Source organism: Aquabacterium sp., from assembly GCF_029946005.1.
Classification (GTDB): domain Bacteria; phylum Pseudomonadota; class Gammaproteobacteria; order Burkholderiales; family Burkholderiaceae_C; genus Aquabacterium.
Genome location: NZ_JAQSDR010000014.1, coordinates 151,465 through 174,342, shown reverse-complemented (window position 1 = coordinate 174,342; position 22,878 = coordinate 151,465). Strand labels below are relative to the sequence as shown.

The window sequence follows — 22,878 nt, the reverse complement described above, 5'->3', positions numbered from 1 at the left end:
CCGATGTCCCTGTCCGCGCTCGTCACCAAGTTCATCTTTCGCCATTGGCGCGCCTACGGCCCCTCGGCCGTGATGCTGGTTGCCATCGCCCTGCTCACGGTTTGGCTGCCGCGCCAGGTGGGCCACCTGGTGGATGGCCTGGTGGCGCGGCGGCTGGACACCGATGGGCTGATCCGCGAGGTGGGCCTGATGGTGCTGGCGGGCCTGGCCATCTACTTCATGCGCGTGACCTGGCGGCAGTTGCTGTACGCGGCGGCGTATCGGCTGGGCGTCGATCTGCGCACCCGCCTGTACGAACGCCTCAGCCTGCAGGGCCCGCGCTTTTACCAGGACCGCCGCACCGGCGACCTGATGGCCCTGGCCACCAACGACATCGACGCGGTGGAGCAAGCCGCTGGCGAGGCCGTGCTGGCGGGCTTTGACGGCACCATGACCCTGCTCCTGGTGATCGGCTCGATGGCGCTGGGCGTGGACTGGCGGCTCACCCTGGTGGCTCTGCTGCCCTTTCCCCTCATGGGCTGGGCCTTCTGGTGGATCTCCAACCACGTGCACACGGCGTCGCGCCAGTCGCTGGACAACTTCGGCCACCTCAACGACCAGGTGCACGAGACCTTGTCGGGCGTGCGCACCGTGCGGGCGTTGGGTTTGGAAGCGCGCAGCACCGCCGACTTCACCCGCTTGGCCGACCAGGCCGCGCAATCCAGCCTGAAGGCCCAGCGCTGGGAAGCCGCCTACGAGCCCGCCGTCAGCCTCACGCTGGGCGCGGCCACGATGCTCAGCCTGGGCATGGGCGGCTACCTGGTCTGGCACAAGGAGTTGACCATTGGCCAGTTGACCACCTTCAGCCTCTACCTGGGGCAGATGATTTGGCCCATGTTCGCGGCCGGTTGGGTGCTGTCCCTGATCGAGCGGGGCCGTGCTGCCTGGGATCGCCTGCGGCCGGTGCTGGAGGCGCCGCTCACGGTGCAGGACCATGGCCCGGTGCTCGCCATCCAGCCCGGCGCTTTGCAGGCAGACGGGGTGAAGTTCACCTACCCCGGCCACCCCCAACCGGCTTTGTCAGGCGTGTCGCTGGTGGTTCAACCGGGCCAGACCCTGGGCTTGGTGGGCCCCACGGGCTCGGGCAAATCAACGCTGGTGCGTTTGCTGCTGCGCCAGTTCGCGCCTGATTCAGGCCGTGTGAAATGGGGCGGCGTGACCTTGGCCGATTACAAGCTGGACACCCTGCGCCGCGCCGTCAGCTGGGTGCCGCAAGAGCCATTTCTGTTCTCAGCCTCGGTGGCCGAGAACATCGCGCTGGCCAAGCCCCAGGCCATGCGCGCCGAGGTGGAACACGTGGCCGGCATGGCCGCCGTGCACGACGACATCCTGCGTTTGCCGCAAGGCTATGACACGCCGGTGGGTGAGCGCGGCGTGACCTTGTCTGGCGGCCAGCGCCAGCGCGTGGCCATTGCCCGCGCCCTGCTGGCCGATGCCCCCTTGCTGTTGCTGGACGATGCCTTGTCCGCCGTGGACACCGACACCGAGGCCAGCATCCTGCGGCACCTTCGCGAGTTGAAAGCCCTGCGCCCCGAGCGCATCGCGATCGTGGTCAGCCACCGGCTCAGTTCCGTGGCCGACGCTGACCACATTCTGGTGCTGAAAGAAGGCGTGGTGGCCGAGCAGGGCAGCCATGCGCAACTGCTGGCGCAGGAAGGCTGGTACGCCCGGCAATGGCGTTACCAGCAACTGGAACAACAACTGGAGGCCGACGATGCAGCCGCTTGACCGGGGCCAGGCCTTGGCCCTGCTGCGCCGCGCAGCCCAACCCGAGCTGCACCACCTGCGGCGCGGCCTGCTGTGGCTGATGCTGGCCGCGGGCCTGGAGGCGCTGGGCCCCATCCTGGGCAAGGCCTTCATCGACCGGCACCTGATGCCGCACCAAGGCACCTGGCCCGAGATGGCCAGCCTGTTGGTCGGCGCACTGTTCGCCACCTGGATCGCCAGCTGGATTCGCTATGGCCAGTTGATCCGCCTGGCGGGCCTGGCCATGCGTTCGGTGCTGCGCCTGCGTGAAGAGGTCTATGGCCACGTGCTGCGCCTGCCCATGGCTTACTTTGACCGGGCCATCACCGGCCAACTGGTGAGCCGCGTCACCAATGACACCGAAGCGGTCAAGGCGCTCTACGTGCAGGTGCTGTTCGTGATGCTCGACAGCGTGGTGGCCCTGGTGGCCGCCTTGTTCGCGATGGCTTACCTCGATTGGCAACTGATGTTGGTGGTGGCGCTGCTGGTGCCCGCCGTGACCGCCATCGTCTGGCTCTACCAACGCCTGAGCGCCCCGGCCGTGACCCGTTCTCGCCAGTTGCGCAGCGACCTGAACGCGCAGATGGGCGAATCCATCGCGGGCATGGCGGTCTTGCAGGCCAGCCATGCCACACCCCGTTTCGCCGAGCGCTTTGCGCAGACGGCGCATGCGCAGTTGCAGGCCCGCCGTGACGAGTTGCGCGCCAATGCGTGGCTGCTGCGCCCCGCGCTCGACTTGCTCAACATTTCACTGCTGGCCCTGGTGATGACCGTGTTTGGTTTGCGCAGCCAGGGCGGCACCTTGAGCCCGGTCGAGATCGGCGTGCTTTACGCCTTCATCAGCACCATGGCCCGCGTGGTCGAGCCCCTCATCCAGATCACCACGCAGTTCTCGCAGTTGCAGCAATCGATGGTGGCGGCGGCGCGGGTCAACGCCTTGCTGCAAGAGGCCGAGTCCTTGCGAAACAGCGGATCAGGCCGGGTCACGCAAGGTGCCATCGACATCCGCCACCTGACCTTCGCCTACGCCGCCAACCCGCCAGTGCTGCACGACGTGAACCTGGGCATCGCGCCGGGCCAGTTCATCGGCATCGTGGGCCACACCGGCAGCGGCAAATCCACGCTCCTGTCGCTGATGCTGCGCTTTTACCCGGCGCCCGTCGGCACCGTCACCATCGACGGCCAGCCGGTCGATGACATCGATGACGAAGCCTTTCGCCAAGCCGTCGGGTTGGTGCCCCAAGAGCCCTTCCTGCTGGCCGCCAGCGCGCGCGAAAACATCGACATGGGACGGGGCTTGAGTCCGGCTCAAATCGAGGCCGCCGCACGCGCTGCCCAGGTGCACGATTTCATCCTGGCGCTGGAAAACGGCTACGACACGCCGCTGGGCGAGGGTGGCGCGCGCCTGTCCGTGGGCCAGAAGCAATTGCTGGCCATGGCGCGGGCCCTGGCAGGGCAGCCGCGCATCCTGTTTCTGGACGAGGCCACCTCGCACATCGACAGCGACACCGAGCGCTTGGTGCAAAAAGCCCTGGATGCGCTGCATGGCCAGGTGACCGTGGTGGCCATCGCGCACCGTTTGTCCACCATCCGCGATGCCGATGCGATCGTGGTGCTGCACCATGGCCGCATCGCCGAGCAGGGGTCGCACGAGGCGCTGATGGCCTTGCCCGAGGGGCGCTATCAGCGCCTTTACCTCCTGCAGCAATGGCAGGCGCAGGAGGCGGCCTGAAGAATGTGATGCCTGGCCGCCAGGCGCCATAATTGCGGTCTGTCGTTATCCAGGGCGTAGGCAACCGTCGCGCGTTCAAATCACCATGTTCCAAAGACTTGTGTATGTCGTCAAGGCGACCTTGGCCAGCTTGGCCATTACTGTGAACACCTTGATCGGCTTCACCTTGATGATCCCTTTCGCGCTGCTCAAGTTGGTGTTGCCGTTCCGGGCGGTGCGTCAGGTGGCCGACTACGCCTTGAACAAGATCGCCGACGTCTGGGTGGCGAACAACGGCCTTTGGATCGCTGCGGTGGGGCACACCCGTTGGCAGATCACCGGGGTTGAAAACTTCAAACGCCAAGGCTGGTACTTGGTCAGCAGCAACCACCAAAGCTGGGTCGACATCCTGGTGCTGCAAAAAGTGTTCAGCGGGCACATTCCGCTGTTGAAGTTCTTCATCAAGAAAGAGCTGATCTACGTGCCCATCATCGGCCTGGCCTGGTGGGCGCTGGACTTCCCCTTCATGTCGCGCAAGGGCGGCAAGGCCAGTGCGGCCAAGGACCTGGAGACCGCACGCCGGGCCTGCGAGAAGTTCCGCGTGGTGCCCACTTCGGTGATCAGCTTCCTGGAAGGCACCCGTTTCACGCCCAGCAAGAAAGACAGCCAGCAGTCGCCGTATCAGCACCTGCTCAAACCCAAGACAGGCGGCATTGGCATGGCCTTGGCCGTGATGGGCGAGCAGTTCGATGCCTTGCTCGACGTGACCATCGTCTACCCCAAGGGCGTGCCCACCTTCACCGACCTGATCTGCGGACGCCTGAGCGACGTGATCGTGGACGTGCGCCAGATCGCGATCCCGCCAGATTTGAAGACCGACACCGGTCGCGACCCGGCTTACCGCACCCGCTTGCAGACCTGGGTCAACGGGCTGTGGGTCGAAAAAGACCGGCGCATCAATGAGCTGGTGGCCAGCTTCAAGCCCCGTTGATCAGGGGGTTTGCGCGGGCTGCCTCAGGGGCTCGCGCAGGTGCATGAACTGAGCGGGGGCGACGTACTGCAGCAGTTCCTTGCCCTCGCTGTCCAGCGTGATGCCCAGGCCCTTTTCCGGGTACAGCCAGTGTTCTGAGTGGGCGTTGGTGCGCACACGTTCGGCGGGCTTGCCAAAACGGGCCTTCACGATGTCATCGTCCAGGTTGGCCTGCGGGATGAAGGCCAGTGCCAGGATGGGTGAGCGCAAGGCCTGCGCCTGGTCGGTGGCGTTCAAGCGGTACTTGCGCGTGCTGCTGTTCATGTAGCCAACATTGGCCGCGCGTTCGCGAAATCCCTGGATCACCTGCGGGCTGACCTGGGCGGTCACCACCAGTTTGCCAATGATGAACCCCATGGTGGCGGTTTCCACATACGCTTCCAGGGTGCCGTTCTCGCCAGGGGCGGCCACCACCGCCATTTGAAAGTCTGACGCCCATCGGCGTTGCACATCACCCAGCGTGCTGGCGGCCTCCGGATGAGCGGACAGCGTCAGGCCAAAGACCTGGGTGTCGCCCGATGGCAGCTGCTGGATTTGCCACGGCAACTCCTTCATGGGCGCCTGCTCAGGGCTGGACATTTTTGGCTCGCCATGGTCAAGCGCGATGAAGGTGGCCGCTGCCAAAGACGCGACCAGCAAGCCTGCGATCAGTTCCCACTTCTTCATGCCATGCACTGCTTCAGGTTTGGTAGCCGGGATCCAGGCGCTCCAGCTTGCGGATCAAGGCGGGCCACACAAAAGCCCCGCCCAAGCTGCCAGTCTGCACCTTCATCGCATGGGCCACGCCGTCAACGATCTGAGGATTGACCTGCGTCAAGGCGGCACCCCCTGACTGCGCGGCGATCTGGATCTGGCAGGTGCTCTCGAAGATGTACATCGACAGGAAGGCATCGGCGATGGTGGGCCCCACGGTCAGCAGGCCATGGTTGCGCAGCATCAGAAAGTTCTTGTGGCCTAAGTCGGCTTGCAGGCGGGGCTTTTCTTCATCGCGGAAGGCCACGCCTTCGTAGTCGTGGTACGCCAGCGAGGCCAGCACAAACGTGCTTTGCTGCGAGATCGGCAGCACGCCGTCTTTCTGCGCCGACACCGCCACGCCCGATCGCGTGTGGGTGTGCAGCACGCAGCCAGCGTCTTCGCGCGCCGCGTGCACGGCACTGTGGATGGTGAATCCTGCCGGGTTGACCGGGAAGGGCGAGTCGCTGAGCATTTTGCAGTTCTGGTCGACCTTGACCAGGCTGGACGCGGTGATCTCGTCGAACATCAAGCCATAGGGGTTGATCAAGAAATGGTGCTCTGGCCCGGGGATGCGCGCCGACACGTGCGTGAAGACCAGGTCGCTCCAGCCATAGGCAGCCACCAGGCGGTAGCAGGCGGCCAGGTCCACGCGCAGCTGCCATTCTTCGGGGCTGACGCTGTCTTTCAAGGAAGGGATGTTCAGGCTCATGCGAAGGTCTCCTGGTGTTGTTGGCGCAGCAGGTTTTTCTGCACCTTGCCCATGGCGTTGCGGGGCAGGTCGGTGGCAAAGAACACGCGCTTGGGCACTTTGAACCCGGCGATGGTGTCTTTCATGGCCTGGATCAGGGAATGCTCATCCACCGCCTGGCCCGCTTGGGGCACGACGATGGCGATCACGCCTTCTCCAAAGTCGGGGTGCGGCACGCCCACCACGGCCGATTCGACCACGCCGGGCAGTTTTTCGAGGTGGCTTTCAACCTCGGCCGGGTAGACGTTGAAGCCGCCGGTGATGATCAGGTCTTTGGCGCGGCCGCTGAGGTGAACGTAGCCCTGTGCATCGACCAAGCCCACATCACCGGTCCTGAACCAGCCATCGGGGGTGAAGGCTTCGCGGGTTTTTTCCAGCATGCCCAGGTAGCCTTTGAAGACATTGGGGCCGCGCACCTGCACGTGGCCCACCGTGCCCGCCGCGCAGGCCTGATCGTGGTCGTCGGTGATGCGCAGGCCCACGCCTGGCAGGGGCCGACCCACACTGCCGGGCACCCGCGCACCTTCACGGGGGCGGCAGGGGTTGGAGCACAGCATGCCGGTCTCGCTCATGCCGTAGCGCTCCAGGATCTGGTGGCCACTGCGGTGCTCGAAGGTGTTGGCCGTGGCACTCAGCAAAGGCGCCGAGCCGCTGACAAAAAGGCGCATGCCCTCGCAGCCACCGGCTTGCAAGTAGGCAGTGTCCAGCAAGCGGCCGTACATGGTTGGCACACCCATGAACACCGTGGCCCGGGGCTCGGCCAGATCCCGAATCTGCTGCATCACGCCAGTCGCGTCGAACTTGTTCAGCCAGCGCATGGACGTGCCCGACAGCAGCGCGCAATGGCCCGCCACGAACAGGCCGTGGATGTGAAAAATGGGCAGCGCGTGTACCAGCACGTCGTCGCTGCGCCAGTCCCAGTGGCGCAGCAGGGTGCGGGCATTGCTGAGTAGGTTGCCGTGGGTGAGCAGGGCGCCCTTGCTGCGACCGGTGGTGCCCGAGGTGTACAGGATGGCGGCGAGGTCATCCGCGTGGGCCAAAGCGGCGGTCTGTTGATCAGATTGCCGTGCAGCGTGGGTCAGCAAGCTGCCGGTGCGGTCGTCATTCAGAGTGAACAGGTGGGCGACCCGGCCTTGCGCGGCCAGCGGCACCACCCAATCCTGATCGGGCGAGCGGCACACCAGCACCGAAGGGCGCGCATCGTTCACAAAGTAATCCAGCTCGGCCTGCCGATAGGCGGGGTTCAGGGGCAGGAAGGCGAAGCCCGCCCGCAAGGTGGCCAGGTACAGCATCAGCGCCTCGACCGACTTGTCCACGTGCGCGGCCACCACCGGTGGGCGCCCGGCGTGGCCTTTCAGGCGCAGGCCGGTCAGCAGGTTGGCCACCATGGCGGTGGCGCGGTCCAGGTCGCGCCAGGTGTAAACCAGCCCGGTGTCCGTCAGGATCGCGGGCTCGTCCAGGGTGGTCGGCCAGGCGGCGGTGAAGGCGGTGAACAGATTCATGGGTCGTCATGATGGGGCAACCTGATACCGCCATCATGCGGTATTTGGCGCGCCATCGGCTTTACGAACTGAAACCTGTCAGGGCTTGAACTTCTCAAGCTCGCCCCCATCCTATCTGGACTGCTTTTGGAGGTGCCCGACATGCGCTTGAAACGATACTGGATGACTGGCTGCATGGCTCTGGTGCTGATGGCGGCCGGGCGCTTGCCAGAGCTTCGCGACAGCGAGGACGCGTCCGACTCCAAAATCGGCTGGGTGACCCTGACCAGCAAGCACAGCCTGGACGACACGGTGAGCAAGCTGATGCAGGCGGCGCGTTCGCGCGGCATGTCGGTCATGGCCAAGGTGTCGCCTCAGCGGCCTGGCGGACAGGACATGAGCCAGGCGCCCGCTTTGGTGCTGGTGCTGGGTGACACGGACGGGCACACGCCAGTTGTACAGGACACGGCGAATGCCGAGCCGCATTTGCCCATGAAGCTGCTGGTGGAAACCCAGCGCGATGGGTCGACCACCGTGAGCTTCCATGACGGCGCCACTTTGCTAAGCGATGCTGACATCCCGTCTGAATTCATTGGTGGGATGAGGCAGTTGCCGCGAGTGGTGGGAGCGGCGGTCGGCTAGTTTTATTCCCGAGCTTGGGGCGGGGGCTTTTTATAGGCAGCGCGGGGCTGGGATGAGTCGGAGGCGGGCGGGGCTCCTATGGTGGCGGTCCACCGCGTAGCGGCGGACTGCGCTCGGTGCTCGGCCACCGCGGGCGGCTGCGGAACTCGCCCTTCGGGCTCAAACAGTCCTCGCCGACCCCTCGCTGCGCGATGGGCAACCCGCCGTGGCCTGCGCGCCTCGACGCCCCCGAAGTCGCCCCGCCCGCCTCCGCCTCATCCCTGATCCGCCCCGCTGGTGGCGCAGCACGATTGCAACCGTGGCATGCCACCAGCCGGGCGAAAAAAGGGCCCCAGCCCGCGCCCCGCGCTGCCAAGGCAAAGCAAACCAGACTGCAGCAAAGTCTGGATCAGGGATCAATCGCCCGAGCCGACCCCGCCACCTTGCGCAATTCAAACTTCTGAATCTTGCCTGTCGACGTTTTGGGCAACTCACCAAACACCACGGCCTTGGGCACCTTGAACCCCGCCATGTGCTGCCTGCAGTGCGCCACGATGTCCTCGGCCGTCACCTGGGCACCCGCCTTCAACTCGATGAAAGCGCAAGGCGTTTCGCCCCACTTGTCATCCGGTTTGGCCACCACGGCGGCCGCCAGCACCGCGGGGTGCCGGTAAAGCACGTCCTCCACCTCGATCGACGAGATGTTCTCGCCACCCGAGATGATGATGTCCTTGCTGCGGTCCTTGATCTTGACGTAGCCATCGGGGTACTGCACGGCCAAGTCGCCCGTGTGAAACCAGCCCCCGGCAAACGCTTCTTGAGTGGCCTTGGGGTTCTTCAGGTAACCCTTCATGGTGATGTTGCCGCGGAACATGATCTCGCCCATGGTTTCGCCATCCAGGGGCACGGGCTGCATGGTGCCTGCATCCATCACGGCCACGCTGCGTTGCAGGTGATAGTTCACACCCTGGCGGGCATTCAGGCGCGCGCGCTCGCCAATGTCCAGCGCGTCCCAGTCCTCGTGCTTCACGCAAACGGAAGCAGGGCCGTAGACCTCGGTCAGGCCATACACGTGCGTCAGGTTGATGCCCAGTTGCTCCATACCTTCGATCATGGCGGCCGGTGGTGCCGCGCCAGCCACCATCGCCTGGATGCCGCGCGGGATGCCCTGGCGCAACGCTTCGGGCGCGTTCACCAATGAAGCGTGCACGATGGGTGCGCCGCAATAGTGGGTGACATGGTGCTCGCGGAAGGCGTCAAACACCGCCTTGGGATCGACCTTGCGCAAGCAAACATTCACCCCGCCACGCGCCGCCACCGCCCACGGAAAGCACCAGCCATTGCAGTGAAACATGGGCAGCGTCCACAGGTAGACGGCGTGCTTGGGCATGTCCCATTCGAGGATGGCCGAGACGGCGTTCATGGCCGCACCGCGGTGGTGGTAGACCACGCCCTTGGGGTTGCCCGTGGTGCCCGAGGTGTAGTTCAGGCTGATGGCGTTCCATTCGTCGGTCGGCAAGGCCCAGTTGAACGCCGGGTCGCCGCTGGCCAGCAGCTCTTCGTAGTCCAGCGCCCCAATGCGCTCGCCCGCGCCGGTGTAAACCACGTCATCGACGTTGATCACCAGCAGGGGCTGCGTGGACTGGCGCAGCGCCAGGGCGCGGGCCATCACGGCGCTGAATTCAACGTCCACCAGCACGGCCTTGGCTTCGCCGTGGTCCAGCATGAAGGCGAGGGCCTCCGCGTCCAGGCGGGTGTTCAGCGCATTCAGCACGGCGCCTGCCATGGGCACGCCGAAGTGGGCCTCGACCATCGGCGGCGTGTTGGGCAGCATCACGGCCACCGTGTCACCCACGCCCAGGCCACGCTGGTTCAAGGCGCTGGCCAGTTGTCGGCAGCGGGCGTAAGTCTGGGCCCAGGTCTGGCGCAGTGCGCCGTGCACGATGGCGAGGCGATCAGGGTAAACCAGGGCGGCGCGTTCGATGAACGACAGCGGGCTCAGGGCCGTGAAATTGGCCTCGTTACGCGGCAGGTCCTGGTCGAAGATGTTCTGGCTCATGTCGATGTCTCCTGGGGTTCCGCGGGTGTGACCACCCGGATGCGTGCACCGTGCAGGCTGACCACCTGACCCGCGCGGATCTTGCAGGTCTTGCGCAGCTCGTCCTGCCCGTCAACCTGGATCATGCCTTCTGCAACCATGGTTTTGGCGCGGCCACCGCTCTCGGCCAGGCCGGTGGCCTTCAGAAGGCGGTCCAGCGTGATGAAGTCGCCACGCAACTCGAAGGTGATCTGATTCAGGCTGGCCATGGATTATTTGGGGGGAGTTTGGCTTGCACCTGGCGCAAGCCTGGCGTTTGTCGAGGGTGAAAAGGTGCACGACTGTGCAGTGGCGGTGCACAATCGCGGGATTGTCGACTTATTGTCCAGGCCATCGAGGCCTGCCGCTGATGAAAAAAACTGATCTCGAAAAGAACAAGGCCTCCAAAATCATGGACCAGATGCGCCAGGCGCCGTCCTCCGGCCGTTTTGGCAGCGCAGCTGCTTCGGTGCCGGATCGCCGTGAACAGCGCAAAATCGACCAAGCCAATGGCTTGGTGGCCTTCGCCGTGAAATTGAACGCCGACCTGGTCAAGCAACTGCAAAGCCAGGCCGAGCAAGAGGGCGTGCCCCTGGCCGACCTGGTGGACCGCGTGCTCCGCGCCGGTCTGGCCGCCAAGTAGTTTGAATGAATCTTTCTGAGTCCAACATTCATTGGAGACAAGGATGAGCCAAGCCATGATGCACGTCGTTGACCCGAGCACCGGGGAGTCTGACCCCGCCGTGATCCGTCAGGTATTTGACCGCCAACTGGCGACCGCCCTCCAGTGGCGCGAGTCCACCGCGGCCGAACGCATTGCCCGCTTGAAAAAACTGCGCGATGCCATGATGGCCCGCCGCGAGGATTTCTACGCGGCCTTCCAGAAGGACTACAGCAAGCCCTCGTCCGAAGTCGAAGGCACCGAGTTCATGCCCGTGCTGGATGAAATCCGCCACGCCATCGGCTCGCTCAAGAAGTGGATGCGCCCCACCAAGGTTTGGCCCACCATGGCCACTGCCATGACGTCCGCCTGGATCGAATACCAACCGCGCGGCCGCAGCCTGATCATCGCGCCCTGGAACTTCCCGCTCAACTTGTGCTTTGGCCCCATGGTTTCGGCCTTGGCCGCTGGCAACACGGTCATCCTCAAGCCCTCAGAAATGACGCCCGCCGTCAGCGTGGTGATGGCTGAGATCATCGCCGCCATCTTCCCGCCCGAAGAAGTCGCGCTGTTTGAAGGCAGCCTGCCCACCTCGCAAGTGCTGCTCGACCTGCCTTTCGATCACATCTTCTTCACCGGCTCGCCTGCTGTGGGCAAGGTGGTGATGGCCGCTGCCGCCAAGAATCTCACTAGCGTCACCTTGGAGCTGGGTGGCAAGTCGCCCGTCATCCTGGACGAGACCGCCGACCTGCGCCTGGCCGCCGAGGCCCTGATGTGGGGCAAGTTCACCAATTGCGGCCAGACTTGCGTCGCGCCCGATCACGTCTTCGTGCACGAGTCCGTCAAGGATGGTTTTGTGGCCGAGTGCCGCAAGGTGCTGGCCGAGCGCTATGGCGCCACGCCCGCCGAGCAGCGCAAGAGCCCGCACTTCAGCCGCGTGATCAACCAGCGTCACACCCAGCGCGTGGCCGCCTTGCTGCAAGAAGCGCAAGCCAAGGGCGCCAACCTGCTCACCGGCGGTGACATCGACATCGCCACCTGCTACATCGCGCCCACCTTGATCGACCAGGTGCCGCTTGATGCCAGCATCATGAACGAAGAAATCTTCGGCCCGGTGCTGCCCTTGATCGCTTACCGCGACGTGGATGCGGTGGTGCGCCAGATCAACGCGGGCCACAAGCCCCTGGCGCTGTACATCTGGAGCCGCAACAAAGCGCGCACAAACCAGATCCTGCAAAAGACCAGCTCGGGCGGCGTGGCCATCAACCACTGCGTGCTGCACTACGCGCACGGCAACCTGCCGTTCGGCGGCGTCAACAACTCGGGCATCGGCAACGCGCACGGGCACTTCGGCTTCAAGGCCTTCTCGCACGAGCGGGCGGTGCTCAAGTCCGGCCCGATCATGATGGCCAAGATGTTCTTCCCGCCCTACACGGACACCAAGAAGAAGCTGATCCGCCTGACGGTGGACAGCCTGCGCTGGCCTTCATTGTTCTGAACGTGTCCTGATAAGATCGGACACTGATCCTTCCGATCTTTCTCCAGCCCGCTGGTCGCTGCCGCTCTTCATGAGTCAAGCAGCAACGTGGCGGGCTTTTTGCATGTGTTGGCTTTGCATGTGAACGAGCTGTGGACACCTTCATACAACAACTGATCAACGGCCTGGTACTGGGCAGCATGTACGCCTTGGTGGCCTTGGGCTACACCATGGTGTACGGCATCATCAACCTCATCAACTTCGCCCATGGCGAGGTGTTGATGGTGGGCGCCCTGGTGAGCTGGACCGTGGTGACCAGCCTGGGCACGCTGGGCTGGCCCGGTTGGGTGCTGCTGTTGGTGGCCCTTCTGGCCGCCATGGTGGTGTGCGGGGTGCTCAATTTCCTGATCGAGAAGCTGGCTTACCGGCCCTTGCGCAATGCGCCGCGCCTGGCCCCCTTGATCACCGCCATGGGCATGTCGCTGCTGCTGCAAACGCTGGCCATGATCATCTGGAAGCCCGACTACAAGCCGTTTCCCATCCTGTTGCCCGACGACCCGATCGAGGTGATGGGCGCCACGACCAACCTGGTCCAGATCCTGATCATCGCGGTGACGGCCATGACTTTGGCGGGCCTGATGGCGCTGATCCACGGCACCCGCCTGGGCCGGGCCATGCGCGCTACCTCCGAGAACCCGCGCGTGGCGCAGTTGATGGGCGTGCGGCCCGACCGCGTGATCTCGGCCACTTTCATCATTGGCGCCATGCTGGCCGCGTTGGCCGGTGTCATGTGGGCCGCCAACTATGGTTCGGTGCAGCACACCATGGGCTTCCTGCCTGGCCTGAAGGCCTTCACCGCCGCCGTGTTTGGCGGTATCGGAAACTTGCCCGGGGCCATGCTGGGCGGCGTGCTGCTGGGCCTGATCGAATCGATGGGTGCAGGCTACATCGGCGACCTGACCGGTGGCGTGCTGGGCAGCCACTACCAAGACATCTTTGCCTTCGCCGTGTTGATCCTGGTGCTGACCCTGCGCCCGCAAGGCCTGCTGGGCGAGCGCGTGGCTGACCGCGCATGAAGACGATGAGCCCCAAGAACAAGCTGCCGATCTTTCTCCTGGCCACCCTGGCGCTGTTGGTGTTGCCGCTGATCGTTCAAGGCTTCGGCCAGGCCTGGGTGCGCATCCTGGACGTGTCGCTGATCTACATCCTGCTGGCCCTGGGCCTGAACATCGTGGTGGGCTACGCGGGTTTGCTGGACCTGGGCTATGTGGCTTTCTACGCCGTGGGCGCTTACCTGTTCGCCTTGCTGGCCTCGCCGCATTTGAGCAACCACTTGCCTGCGGTGGCGGCCATGTTCCCGGCTGGCCTGCACCTGCCGGTGTGGGCGGTGATCCCATTGGGCGCGGGTGTCGCGGCACTGGTTGGCGTGCTCCTGGGGGCGCCCACGCTCAAGCTGCGGGGCGACTACCTGGCCATCGTCACGCTGGGCTTCGGCGAGATCATCCGCGTGTTCATGAACAACCTGGACGCGCCGGTCAACATCACCAACGGCCCCAAGGGCATCGACAGCATCGACCCGTTCACCATTTTTGGCGTGAGCCTGGGCGAGCCCTGGCACATCGCGGGATACGTGCTGCAGCCGGTCACCTTGCACTACTACCTCTTCCTGGGCATCGTGGTGCTGGCGGTGATCATCAGCCTGCGCCTGGAGAACTCCCGCCTGGGCCGGGCCTGGATGGCCATCCGCGAGGACGAGATCGCCGCCAAGGCCATGGGCTTGAACACGCGCAACCTCAAGCTGCTGGCCTTTGGCCTGGGCGCCACCTTTGGCGGGATCGGCGGGGTGCTCTTCGCCAGCTTCCAAGGCTTCGTCTCACCTGAATCGTTCTCCTTGCAAGAGTCGGTCATGGTGGTGGCCATGGTGGTGCTGGGCGGCTCGGGCCACGTGCCTGGCGTGATCCTGGGGGCCTTTTTGCTGTCAGCCTTGCCTGAGGTGCTGCGCCATGTGGCCGGGCCTTTGCAAGCGATGACGGGCGGGCGGCTGGACGCGTCCATCTTGCGACAATTGCTGGTGGCCTTGGCCATGGTCAGCATCATGCTGTGGCGACCGCGTGGCCTGTGGCCCGCACCACGCCATGAAGACAACAAGCCCGGGGTGGCTGCATGAGCGGGGCCTTGTTGAACGTGGCGAATGTGTCCAAGCGCTTTGGCGGTGTCCAAGCCTTGAGCGGCGTGGGCTTGAGCATCCAGCCCGGGCAGGTGCACGGCCTGATCGGCCCCAATGGCGCGGGCAAGACCACCTTCTTCAACGTCATCACGGGCCTGGTGCCGTCCGATCAAGGTCAGTTCGAACTGGCGGGCCGCCGCTACAAACCCACGGTGGTCCACCAGGTGGCCAAAGCGGGCATCGCGCGCACGTTTCAGAACATCCGCCTGTTCGCCCACATGACGGCGCTGGACAACGTCCGCGTGGGCCGTCATGTGCGGACCACGGTGGGCTGGTGGCAAGCGGTGTTGCGCACGCCTGCCTTCGTTCGTGAAGAAGCGCGCATCACCCTTGATGCACAGGCCTTGCTGGAGTTCGTCGGCCTGGGCGCTGTGGCGAACCAGACGGCCCACACCTTGAGCTATGGCGATCAACGCCGCCTGGAGATCGCGCGTGCGCTGGCCACCGAGCCGCGCCTGTTGGCGCTGGACGAACCCGCAGCCGGCATGAACGCCACTGAGAAGCTGCAACTGCGCGAGCTGATCCGCCGCATCCAGGCCCAGGGCCGCGCGATCTTGCTGATCGAACACGACGTGAAGCTGGTGATGGGCTTGTGCGATTGCGTGACGGTGCTGGACCAGGGCAAGCTGATCGCCTGTGGCACGCCCGCTGAAGTGCAGTGCGACCCGGCTGTGATCGAAGCCTACCTGGGCACGGCGGCCACTCACCAAGGGGCACCGACATGAGCGCCTTGCTGGACCTGCGCCAATTGAGCGTGGCCTATGGCGGCATCCAGGCCGTCAAGGGTTTGAACCTGCATTTGCAGGAAGGCGAGCTGGTCAGCCTGATCGGCGCCAATGGCGCGGGCAAGACCACCACCTTGAAAGCCATCTGCGGCTTGCTGGCGCCGCAGTCGGGTGAGGTGCTTTACCAGGGCCGCAGCCTCAAGGGGCAGGGCGCCTGGGACTTGGTCGCCCAAGGCCTGGTCATGGTGCCCGAGGGGCGGGGCATCTTCACGCGCATGACCATCGACGAGAACCTGCGCATGGGCGCCTACCTGCGCCGCGACGGTGAAGTCAACGCGGACATGGAGTCCGTCTACCAACGCTTTCCCCGCCTCAAAGAGCGGCACCGCCAGCTGGCCGGCACCTTGTCGGGCGGCGAGCAGCAGATGCTGGCCATGGGCCGGGCCTTGCTGGCGCGGCCCAAGCTCTTGCTGCTGGACGAGCCCTCGATGGGCCTGGCACCATTGATGGTGGACAAAATCTTCGAGGTCATCACCGACATCGCCCAGCAGGGCGTGACGGTGCTGCTGGTGGAGCAGAACGCCCACCGCGCGCTGGAGATTGCCAATCGCGCCTATGTCATGGAATCGGGCGAACTGGTGCTGGAAGGCCCCGCGCAAAGCCTGTTGAACGACCCGCAGGTGCAAGCCGCTTATTTGGGGTTGTGAGCCTTGTCGGCCTCGCTGGTGAAGGCGTCGGCGAAGAAGAACTCGGCGGGCAGGCCATGCAGGTTCACGAAGTCGCGCTGGGCCACTTGCACCATCACTGGGGCACCGCAGGCATAGACCTCGTGGCCTGACAAATCGGGCAGGTCGTCCATGACGGCGTGGTGCACCAAGCCAACGCGACCGGCCCACTGGTCGTTAGGTTTGGGCTCCGACAGCACGGGCACATAGGTCAGCCACGGCAGCTCGGCGACGGCTTGTTCGATCCAGTCGTGCAGGTACAAATCTGCGCGGCTGCGACAACCCCAGTACAGCACCGTGGGCCGTGCGATGTCCTTGAAGCGCATGTGCTCGATGATGGCTTTGATGGGCGCGAAGCCCGTGCCCGAGGCCAGCAGCACGATGGGCTTGTCTGAATCTTCGCGCAAGAAGAAGGTGCCGTAAGGGCCTTCCACCCGCAGGATTTCTTTTTCCTTCATCGTGCTAAACACGTGGTCGGTGAACTTGCCACCGGGCATGTGGCGCAGGTGCAGCTCAATGCTGGTCACCGGGGCGGCGCCTTCCACCGCGGTGGTCGCGGTGTTCAGGGCATTGGCCATGGAGTAGCTGCGCCGACTGCCATCCTTCAGGATGAACTCGATGTACTGCCCGGCGCGGAAACCGAAGGTGTTGTTGGTGGGCAGTTGCAAGCGCATCACCATCACATCGGGAGCGGCCAAGGTCAGGCTGATGACGCGGGTGGGCATTTTCTGGATGGGGAAGTCGCCCGCCGACACCACCTGGCGCGACTCGATGATCAAGTCGGTCTGTGGCGTGGCGCAGCAGGTCAGCATCCAGCCGTTGGCTTCCTCTTCATCGCTCAGGGCTTTGGCTTGGTGAACGCCATGGATCACCCGCCCTTCAATCAGTTTGCATTTGCACGAGCCGCAGGCGCCGTCCTTGCAGCCATAGGGCAAGCCGACGTTGTCGCTGATGGCCGCGCTCAGCACGGTCTCGTCGCGTTGCATCGAGAATTGGCGCCCACTGGGCTGGATGGTCACGGAAAAGCTCAAAACGCGCTCCACTGCGGTCAAAATTGTCTTCCATTGTCCCTCAGCCACCCATGCCCAGTCCTTCCATCAGCCGCCCCGCCCGTTTTCGCCAGACCCGCGTGTTGATCGTGGGCTGCGGCGATGTCGGCTTGCGCGTGGCGCGCGAGTTGTTGCCGCGTTGCCGCGTGCTGGCCCTGACCTCGCAGCCTGAGCGTGCGCAGGCTTTGCGTCAGGCAGGCCTGGTGCCCTTGCTGGGTAACCTGGATCAACCTGAGACCTTGGCAAGGTTGGCGGGGCTGGCCACAAGGGTGGTGCACTTGGCACCTCCGCCAGGGCAAGGCAGCCAGGACACGCGCACGCGCCACTTGCTGCAGGCCTTGTCCCGGCGTGGCCGGGTGCGCAACCTGGTTTATGGCAGCACCACGGGGGTCTATGGCAATGCAGGTGGCGCCCGGTTCAACGAGACCCGGCCTGTGGCGCCGACCACGCCACGCGCCCAGCGCCGTGTCCATGCCGAGGCCCTGGTGCGGTGGTGGGGGCGCAGGGCGGGCGTGCGGGCCAGCATCCTGCGCATTCCCGGCATCTACGCGGTGGACCGCGAAGGGGGGCATCCCCGCGACCGTGTGCTCAAAGGCTCACCCGTGTTGAGGCGTGAGGACGATGTCTTCACCAACCACATCCAGGCCGATGACCTGGCGCGGGCGTGCGTGGCCGCCTTGTGGCGAGGGCGCCCTGGCCGTGTCGTGCACGCATCCGATGACCAGACCCTGCTGATGGGCGACTACTTTGATATGGTGGCCGACCTGTGCGGCCTGCCGCGCCCACCGCGCATGAGCCGGGCCGAGGCCACGCTGGCCTTGTCGCCGATGCAGATGTCTTTCTTGAGCGAGTCCAGGCGGCTGGACAACCACCGCCTGCATGCGGAGTTGAGGGTGACGCTGCGCTGCCCCACGGTGCGCGAGGGCCTGGGATTGGCTTGAGATAAAGTTTGAGTTTCCACCATTCAAAAATCACCGAGGATTCAAACCATGCGTTTCAACACAGCACTCACTTCGATTGGCGCGGCCATCGTCCTGATGGCATCGCCCTTCACGTCGGCGAACGCCGCCTACAGCCAGATCGTGGCATTTGGCGACAGCCTGTCGGACAACGGCAATGTCTTCGCGGCCACCAAAGCGGGCCTGGGGTTTGGCATACCGACTGCACCGTACTGGAACGGCCGCTTCAGCAATGGCCCCGTGGCGGTTGAGGTGATGGCGCAAACGCTGGGCATCGCCCTGGTGGACTACGCTTTTGGTGGCGCGCTCACGGGCACGAGCAACCGCGCGGGCATCCCCGGCCTGCCCGGCATCCAGAACGAGGTCGATCAATTCACCACCAGCTTGAGCGCGGCCCAGAAAACGGCCGATGCCTCCGCCCTGTATTTCTTGTGGGGCGGTGGCAATGACTTCTTCTCGGCCACCGACAAGCTGGCGGCAGTGGCTCCGGCCATTGCCAACCTGACCGGCCAGGTCAGCCAGCTCTACGGCGCGGGCGCGCGCGACTTCTTTGTGCCCCTGCTGCCCGACCTGTCCAGCACGCTGGACGCCATCAATGGTGGCCCGGCGGCGCAAGCACAGGCCCACGCCTTGTCGGTGTTTTTTAACACCAACCTGGCGTCTGCCTTGCAAGGGCTTCAAGGCGACTTGAGTGGTGCCAGCATCCGCGTCTTTGACCCCAATCCATCCTTGAATGCCGCCCGTGATGCCGTCTTGGCGGACGGGGGCACGGCCACCGCGTCCTGCTGGACGGGCAATTACACCGGCACGGGGGGCACCTTGTGCACCAACCCTGATCTGTACACGCTGTGGGATGGTGTGCACCCGACGGCCCGGCTGCACCTGGCCTTGGGGCAGTCCATGGCCGCCGCTGTGCCTGAACCCGGCACGTTCGGGCTGGCCCTGGTTGGCTTGCTGATCGCGGGCGTTGCTGCTCGCCAGCGGCGCAGCCAAGCGGCCTGATGCCGATGCCGATGCCGATGCCCGCGCCGATCAAGACGTCGGCGCTGGCGTCTTGGGTTTGAACGAGCAGTAGCGGGCCACGCTGCATTCCCAGCAGCGTGGCTTGCGCGCTTGGCACACGTAGCGCCCATGCAATATCAGCCAATGGTGGGCGTGCCGCAGATACTGCGGCGGCACCCGCTTTAGCAGTTTCATCTCCACGGCCAAGGGCGTCTTTCCTGGGGCCAGGCCCGTGCGGTTGCCAATGCGAAAGATGTGTGTGTCCACCGCCAAGGTGTGTTCGCCAAAGGCCACGTTCAACACCACATTGGCGGTTTTGCGGCCCACGCCCGGCAGGGCTTCCAGGGCCTCGCGGCTGCGCGGCACCTCGCCCTCGTGCAAATCGATCAACATCTGACAGGTCAACAGCAGGTGCTTGGCCTTGCTGCGGTACAGGCCGATGGTCTTGATGTACTCGCACAGCCCTTCAAAGCCCAGGTCCAGGATTTTTTGCGGCGTGTTGGCCACCGGAAACAACTTCTGAGTGGCCTTGTTCACGCCCACGTCGGTGGCCTGGGCTGACAGCAGCACGGCGGTCAACAACTCGAACGGTGTGCTGTAGTTCAGCTCGGTTTCGGGCTCTGGGTTGGCAGCTTGCAGCGTGGCAAAAAACGGGGCGATGTCGGCGGCTTTCATGGCGCCAGTCTAGCGGCGTGGCTCGCGTGTCAAGGCATCAGCCCAGCACCTCATCGCTTTCGATGCGGCCGTCCACCAGCGTCACCGTGCGGTCGCACTGCTCGGACAGGCGTGAGTCGTGGGTGACCAGCAGCACCGCGCAGCCGAACTCGCGGTTGAAGTTGCGGAACAGCTGGAACACTTCGGCGGCCGCCTTGCTGTCCAGGTTGCCCGTGGGTTCGTCGGCCAGCAGCAGCGACGGGTGGGTGACCAGCGCGCGGGCCACGGCCACACGCTGCTGCTGGCCGCCCGAAAGCTGGTCGGGCTTGCGCTGCTCAAGTCCCGCCAGGCCCACTTGGGCCAGCAGGCCGCGAGCGCGGTCGAGTTGTTCGCGCGTGGGCTTGCCGGTGGCCACCATGAGCGGCATCAGCACGTTCTCGAGCACTGTGAAGGCCTGGATCAGATGGTGGAACTGGAACACGAAGCCGATCGCACTGCCACGCAGTGCCGTGCGCCGTGCGTCGTCCATGCTCCGGGTGGGCTCGCCAAGCACAAACAGCTCGCCCGCGGTGGGGCGGTCCAGCAGGCCGATCACGTTGAGCAGCGTGCTCTTGCCCGAGCCCGAGGCCCCCACGAGCGCGGCGAAATCGCGGCGTTGCAGGCGCAGGTCCAAGCCGTGCAGCACTTCCACTTCGGTGGGCTTGCCGCCGTTGTAGCTTTTCCGAAGGCCTTGCAAGCGCAGTACCTCCTGGCTGGCGTCGTGCTCAGACATGACGGATCGCCTCCACTGGGTCGAGAGACGCGGCACGTCGCGCTGGCACGGCGGCCGACAGGATGCCGGTGACGGTGGCCAGGCCCATCGCAGCCACCAGCAGCCACGGATTCACCGGGATGTAGAACAGCTTGGGGCCGAACGCATTGAACGCGCTCACCAAGCCATAGCCCGCCAAGCCGCCCAGCAGCGAGCCGGCCAGGCCGTACAAGGCCCCCTGGACCAGGAACACCCGCAGCATTTGTTGCCGCGTGGTGCCCATCGCGCGCAGGATGCCGATCTCGCGTGTGCGCTGGACCACGCTCACTGAAAGCACGCTGGCGATGCCCAAGGCCACGCTCAAGGCCACGAACACGCTGATCATCTGCGTGGACAGACTTTGCGAGCGCAAGGCGTTCATCAGCTGGGCGTTGGTTTCCATCCAGCTTTCCGCCTTGAGGCCGGTGAGGCGGGCGATGCGCGCCGCCACGGCCTGCGCATCGAAAATGTTGTCCACCGTCACGTCGATGATCGTCGCGGCGCCGGGCAGGTTGAGCAGCGACTGCGCTTGCTTCATGTCCAAGTACACGTAGCGCGCGTCCAATTCGCGCACCCCCAGCTCGAAGATGCCGGCCACGTTGACCACGCTCTCCCGTCCCTGGCCGCCGTCCAGGCGCAGTTTGTCGCCCACGCGCAGGCCCAGGTCGGTGGCCAGCTGCTTGCCGATCACGGCGTCGCCAGCACCGATGCGGAACACGCCGGCGACCATGTCATTCTGGATCGGGATGATGCGCTGGTAGCGCGGCGCGTCAATGCCGACCAGCGCCACCGATTGCAGCGCCTCGCCACGGCGCGCGAACGCTGGCCCCGAGATCACCGGCGACACGGCCTTGACGCGCGGTTGCACATCGAGCACGTCGCGCACCTGCTGCCAGTTGTTGATTGAGCGCAGGCGCTGGGCGCGCTTGTTCTCGAGCACCAGCTGTGTGCTTCCGGGGTCGGGCGGCAGGATGCGGTTGCGCTCTTGCGGAGGCTGGACCTTGATGTGGGCCTGGGTGCCCAGGGTGCGGTTGACGATGTTGCCCTGCAGTCCGGTGATCAGTGCCGTGAGGAAGACGATCACCGCGACGCCCACGGCGATGCCGACCAGGATCAACGTACTTTGTGCCTTGCCTTCACGCAGGAACTTGGTGGCGATGGTCCACTCGATCCACATCGGCATCAGTCCAGCTTGGCTGGCAGTTCCTTGCGGGTGGCAGGGTCCGCAGCACCGACAGGCAGGCCGCTGAGCACTACGCGCACGCGATCACCTGGTGCCACCGCGGCCTGCGCGTCTGTCAGGACACGGTCGCCGACCTGCAAACCAGCCGTGACTTCGCTTTGGGTCAGGCCCCTCAGGCCCAGTTGCACCTGGTGTCGCTTGGCGCGGCCATCGGCAACCAGCCACAGCTCAGCGCGGTTGCCGTCCATGGCCGTCAGGGCCTCGTTCGGAACCACGATGGCGCGGTCCCGGCGGCCCGTTTCCACGTTCACGGAGACGGTCATGTCCTGGCGCAGGAAGCCCGGCACCGGGGTCACGGTGAGGCGGATGTCCACCGTGCCGCGTTGCGGATCCACGCTGGGCGCGATGAAGCTGACCTTGGCCGGGAAGGGCCGCGCAGGGTAGGCGTCGGCGATGCACATGGCCGACTGGCCGATGGCGAGCACTTCGAGGTTCTTTTCATCCAGCGGTAGCAGCACTTCGGTGTCGCCCTTGCGGGCAATTTCGAACAGGACGCGGCTGGGCTGCACCAAGTCGCCTGGCTCGGCGTTGCGGGTCAGCACGGTGCCAGCGACTTCGGCGCGGATCGTGGTCTTGGCCAACTGCGCCTTGGCGCTCGCCACTCGGGCGCGCGCCGCCGCCTCATTGGGGTTGCCGACCAGCAGCGACCGGGCAGCCAGCCGCGCTTGCTCGGCGGCGGCGCGGGCCATGGTCTCAGCCTGTACCGCCTGTTCCATCTCTTCGCGGGCAATGGCCTGCTGCTGAAACAGGTCGCGACGGCGCTGGGCTTCGCGGCTGGCCTGGGCCAAACGTGCCTCCGCCTCGCGCAGCGCGGCCTGCGCCTGCGGACGCGTCGACTGCTGCAATTGGGCCAGGGCGACCTCCGCTTCGCGCACCGCCGACTCAAGGTCGTCAGCACGAAGCACCGCCAACACGTCGCCAGGCTGCACCACGTCGCCCTCCTTCACGCGCCGCTCAACCACCACGCCGGTCACCGGGCTGCCGATCTGCGCGCGCGATACGGCCACCACCCGGCCGGTCGCCACCACGGTCTGCACCAGCGGCCGCGCGGCGACTTCGTAGCCGGCCAAGGCCGGCCCGCGCATCTTTTGCACCAGCCCCCATGCCAAGGCGCCAAAGAGCAAGCATGCGAGGACGACGAACAACAAGGGGCGTTTCATGGTGTGATCCGGAGCATG

General features: G+C 65.2%; 22 protein-coding genes. 12 read left to right on the top strand and 10 right to left on the bottom strand.

Going from position 1 to position 22,878, the window contains the following annotated elements:
• Positions 1-3 precede the first annotated feature (3 nt).
• The 3 genes from PSV38_RS10780 to PSV38_RS10770 all read left to right on the top strand — a co-directional run bounded on the left by PSV38_RS10780 (position 4) and on the right by PSV38_RS10770 (position 4,487).
• Positions 4-1,767 (top strand): ABC transporter transmembrane domain-containing protein, encoded by a 1,764-nt coding sequence (locus tag PSV38_RS10780; protein ID WP_300547282.1) that lies wholly within the window; start codon positions 4-6, stop codon positions 1,765-1,767.
• Complete coding sequence (locus PSV38_RS10775) at positions 1,754-3,517, top strand: ABC transporter transmembrane domain-containing protein (protein ID WP_300547280.1); 1,764 nt, start codon at positions 1,754-1,756, stop codon at positions 3,515-3,517. The genes PSV38_RS10780 and PSV38_RS10775 overlap by 14 nt, the downstream gene beginning before the upstream one ends.
• A gap of 85 nt (positions 3,518-3,602) precedes the next feature.
• Positions 3,603-4,487, top strand: a complete 885-nt coding sequence (locus PSV38_RS10770) for an acyltransferase (protein WP_300547278.1) — start codon at positions 3,603-3,605, stop codon at positions 4,485-4,487.
• On the opposite strand, the gene PSV38_RS10765 is transcribed toward PSV38_RS10770, so the two are convergent.
• Genes PSV38_RS10765 through PSV38_RS10755 form a run of 3 tightly spaced genes read right to left on the bottom strand, consistent with a single transcriptional unit; the run spans position 4,488 to position 7,511 of the window.
• Positions 4,488-5,192 carry a hypothetical protein gene (locus PSV38_RS10765; RefSeq protein ID WP_300547276.1) on the bottom strand — a complete coding sequence of 235 codons (705 nt, stop codon included), beginning with the start codon at positions 5,190-5,192 and terminating at the stop codon, positions 4,488-4,490.
• A gap of 13 nt (positions 5,193-5,205) precedes the next feature.
• Positions 5,206-5,970: a class II aldolase/adducin family protein gene (locus PSV38_RS10760; RefSeq protein ID WP_300547274.1), complete on the bottom strand. Its 765-nt coding sequence runs from the start codon at positions 5,968-5,970 to the stop codon at positions 5,206-5,208.
• Entirely contained in the window at positions 5,967-7,511 is a 1,545-nt protein-coding gene (locus PSV38_RS10755; RefSeq protein WP_300547273.1) for an AMP-binding protein, read from the bottom strand. Before PSV38_RS10755 ends, PSV38_RS10760 begins: the two co-directional genes overlap by 4 nt.
• Positions 7,512-7,652: 141 nt before the next feature.
• Here PSV38_RS10755 and PSV38_RS10750 point away from each other — a divergent pair, with 141 nt between their 5' ends.
• Positions 7,653-8,132, top strand: coding sequence for a hypothetical protein (locus PSV38_RS10750; protein ID WP_300547271.1), 480 nt, complete (start codon positions 7,653-7,655; stop codon positions 8,130-8,132).
• Positions 8,133-8,520: 388 nt separating this feature from the next.
• On the opposite strand, the gene PSV38_RS10745 is transcribed toward PSV38_RS10750, so the two are convergent.
• On the bottom strand, positions 8,521-10,170 hold the full coding sequence (locus tag PSV38_RS10745; protein ID WP_300547270.1) for an acyl-CoA synthetase: 1,650 nt from the start codon (positions 10,168-10,170) through the stop codon (positions 8,521-8,523).
• Positions 10,167-10,409: an RNA-binding S4 domain-containing protein gene (locus PSV38_RS10740; RefSeq protein WP_300547482.1), complete on the bottom strand. Its 243-nt coding sequence runs from the start codon at positions 10,407-10,409 to the stop codon at positions 10,167-10,169. Before PSV38_RS10740 ends, PSV38_RS10745 begins: the two co-directional genes overlap by 4 nt.
• A 149-nt stretch (positions 10,410-10,558) precedes the next feature.
• On the opposite strand from PSV38_RS10740, the gene PSV38_RS10735 reads away from it, so the two are divergent.
• The 6 genes from PSV38_RS10735 (at position 10,559) to PSV38_RS10710 (ending at position 15,985) form a co-directional block, all read left to right on the top strand.
• The gene (locus PSV38_RS10735; RefSeq protein WP_300547268.1) at positions 10,559-10,831 is read left to right on the top strand and encodes a hypothetical protein; all 273 of its coding nucleotides are present in this window, start codon (positions 10,559-10,561) and stop codon (positions 10,829-10,831) included.
• Positions 10,832-10,874: 43 nt separating this feature from the next.
• Entirely contained in the window at positions 10,875-12,347 is a 1,473-nt protein-coding gene (locus PSV38_RS10730) for an aldehyde dehydrogenase family protein (RefSeq protein ID WP_300547267.1), read from the top strand.
• A 131-nt stretch (positions 12,348-12,478) separates the two neighbouring features.
• Entirely contained in the window at positions 12,479-13,402 is a 924-nt protein-coding gene (locus PSV38_RS10725) for a branched-chain amino acid ABC transporter permease (protein WP_300547266.1), read from the top strand.
• 5 nt (positions 13,403-13,407) lie between these two features.
• Positions 13,408-14,493, top strand: coding sequence for an ABC transporter ATP-binding protein (locus tag PSV38_RS10720; protein WP_300547480.1), 1,086 nt, complete (start codon positions 13,408-13,410; stop codon positions 14,491-14,493).
• The gene (locus PSV38_RS10715) at positions 14,490-15,278 is read left to right on the top strand and encodes an ABC transporter ATP-binding protein (RefSeq protein ID WP_300547265.1); all 789 of its coding nucleotides are present in this window, start codon (positions 14,490-14,492) and stop codon (positions 15,276-15,278) included. Before PSV38_RS10720 ends, PSV38_RS10715 begins: the two co-directional genes overlap by 4 nt.
• On the top strand, positions 15,275-15,985 hold the full coding sequence (locus PSV38_RS10710; RefSeq protein WP_300547264.1) for an ABC transporter ATP-binding protein: 711 nt from the start codon (positions 15,275-15,277) through the stop codon (positions 15,983-15,985). Before PSV38_RS10715 ends, PSV38_RS10710 begins: the two co-directional genes overlap by 4 nt.
• Here PSV38_RS10710 and PSV38_RS10705 read toward each other — a convergent pair.
• The gene (locus tag PSV38_RS10705; RefSeq protein ID WP_300547263.1) at positions 15,970-17,034 is read right to left on the bottom strand and encodes a CDP-6-deoxy-delta-3,4-glucoseen reductase; all 1,065 of its coding nucleotides are present in this window, start codon (positions 17,032-17,034) and stop codon (positions 15,970-15,972) included. The genes PSV38_RS10710 and PSV38_RS10705 overlap by 16 nt on opposite strands.
• 50 nt (positions 17,035-17,084) lie before the next feature.
• Between PSV38_RS10705 and PSV38_RS10700 the strand changes: the two genes are divergently transcribed.
• Both PSV38_RS10700 and PSV38_RS10695 read left to right on the top strand, forming a co-directional pair.
• Complete coding sequence (locus PSV38_RS10700) at positions 17,085-17,993, top strand: SDR family oxidoreductase (RefSeq protein WP_300547262.1); 909 nt, start codon at positions 17,085-17,087, stop codon at positions 17,991-17,993.
• Positions 17,994-18,041: 48 nt separating this feature from the next.
• Complete coding sequence (locus PSV38_RS10695; protein ID WP_300547261.1) at positions 18,042-19,013, top strand: SGNH/GDSL hydrolase family protein; 972 nt, start codon at positions 18,042-18,044, stop codon at positions 19,011-19,013.
• Between the two features lie 30 nt (positions 19,014-19,043).
• On the opposite strand, the gene nth is transcribed toward PSV38_RS10695, so the two are convergent.
• The 4 genes from nth to PSV38_RS10675 are packed head-to-tail and all read right to left on the bottom strand — an operon-like array spanning position 19,044 to position 22,860.
• Positions 19,044-19,688 (bottom strand): endonuclease III, encoded by a 645-nt coding sequence (gene nth, locus PSV38_RS10690; protein ID WP_300547260.1) that lies wholly within the window; start codon positions 19,686-19,688, stop codon positions 19,044-19,046.
• A 37-nt stretch (positions 19,689-19,725) separates the two neighbouring features.
• Complete coding sequence (locus PSV38_RS10685) at positions 19,726-20,439, bottom strand: ABC transporter ATP-binding protein (RefSeq protein WP_300547259.1); 714 nt, start codon at positions 20,437-20,439, stop codon at positions 19,726-19,728.
• Positions 20,432-21,640 carry an ABC transporter permease gene (locus PSV38_RS10680; protein ID WP_300547258.1) on the bottom strand — a complete coding sequence of 403 codons (1,209 nt, stop codon included), beginning with the start codon at positions 21,638-21,640 and terminating at the stop codon, positions 20,432-20,434. Before PSV38_RS10680 ends, PSV38_RS10685 begins: the two co-directional genes overlap by 8 nt.
• Entirely contained in the window at positions 21,640-22,860 is a 1,221-nt protein-coding gene (locus PSV38_RS10675) for an efflux RND transporter periplasmic adaptor subunit (RefSeq protein WP_300547257.1), read from the bottom strand. Before PSV38_RS10675 ends, PSV38_RS10680 begins: the two co-directional genes overlap by 1 nt.
• Between the last annotated feature and the right edge of the window lie 18 nt (positions 22,861-22,878).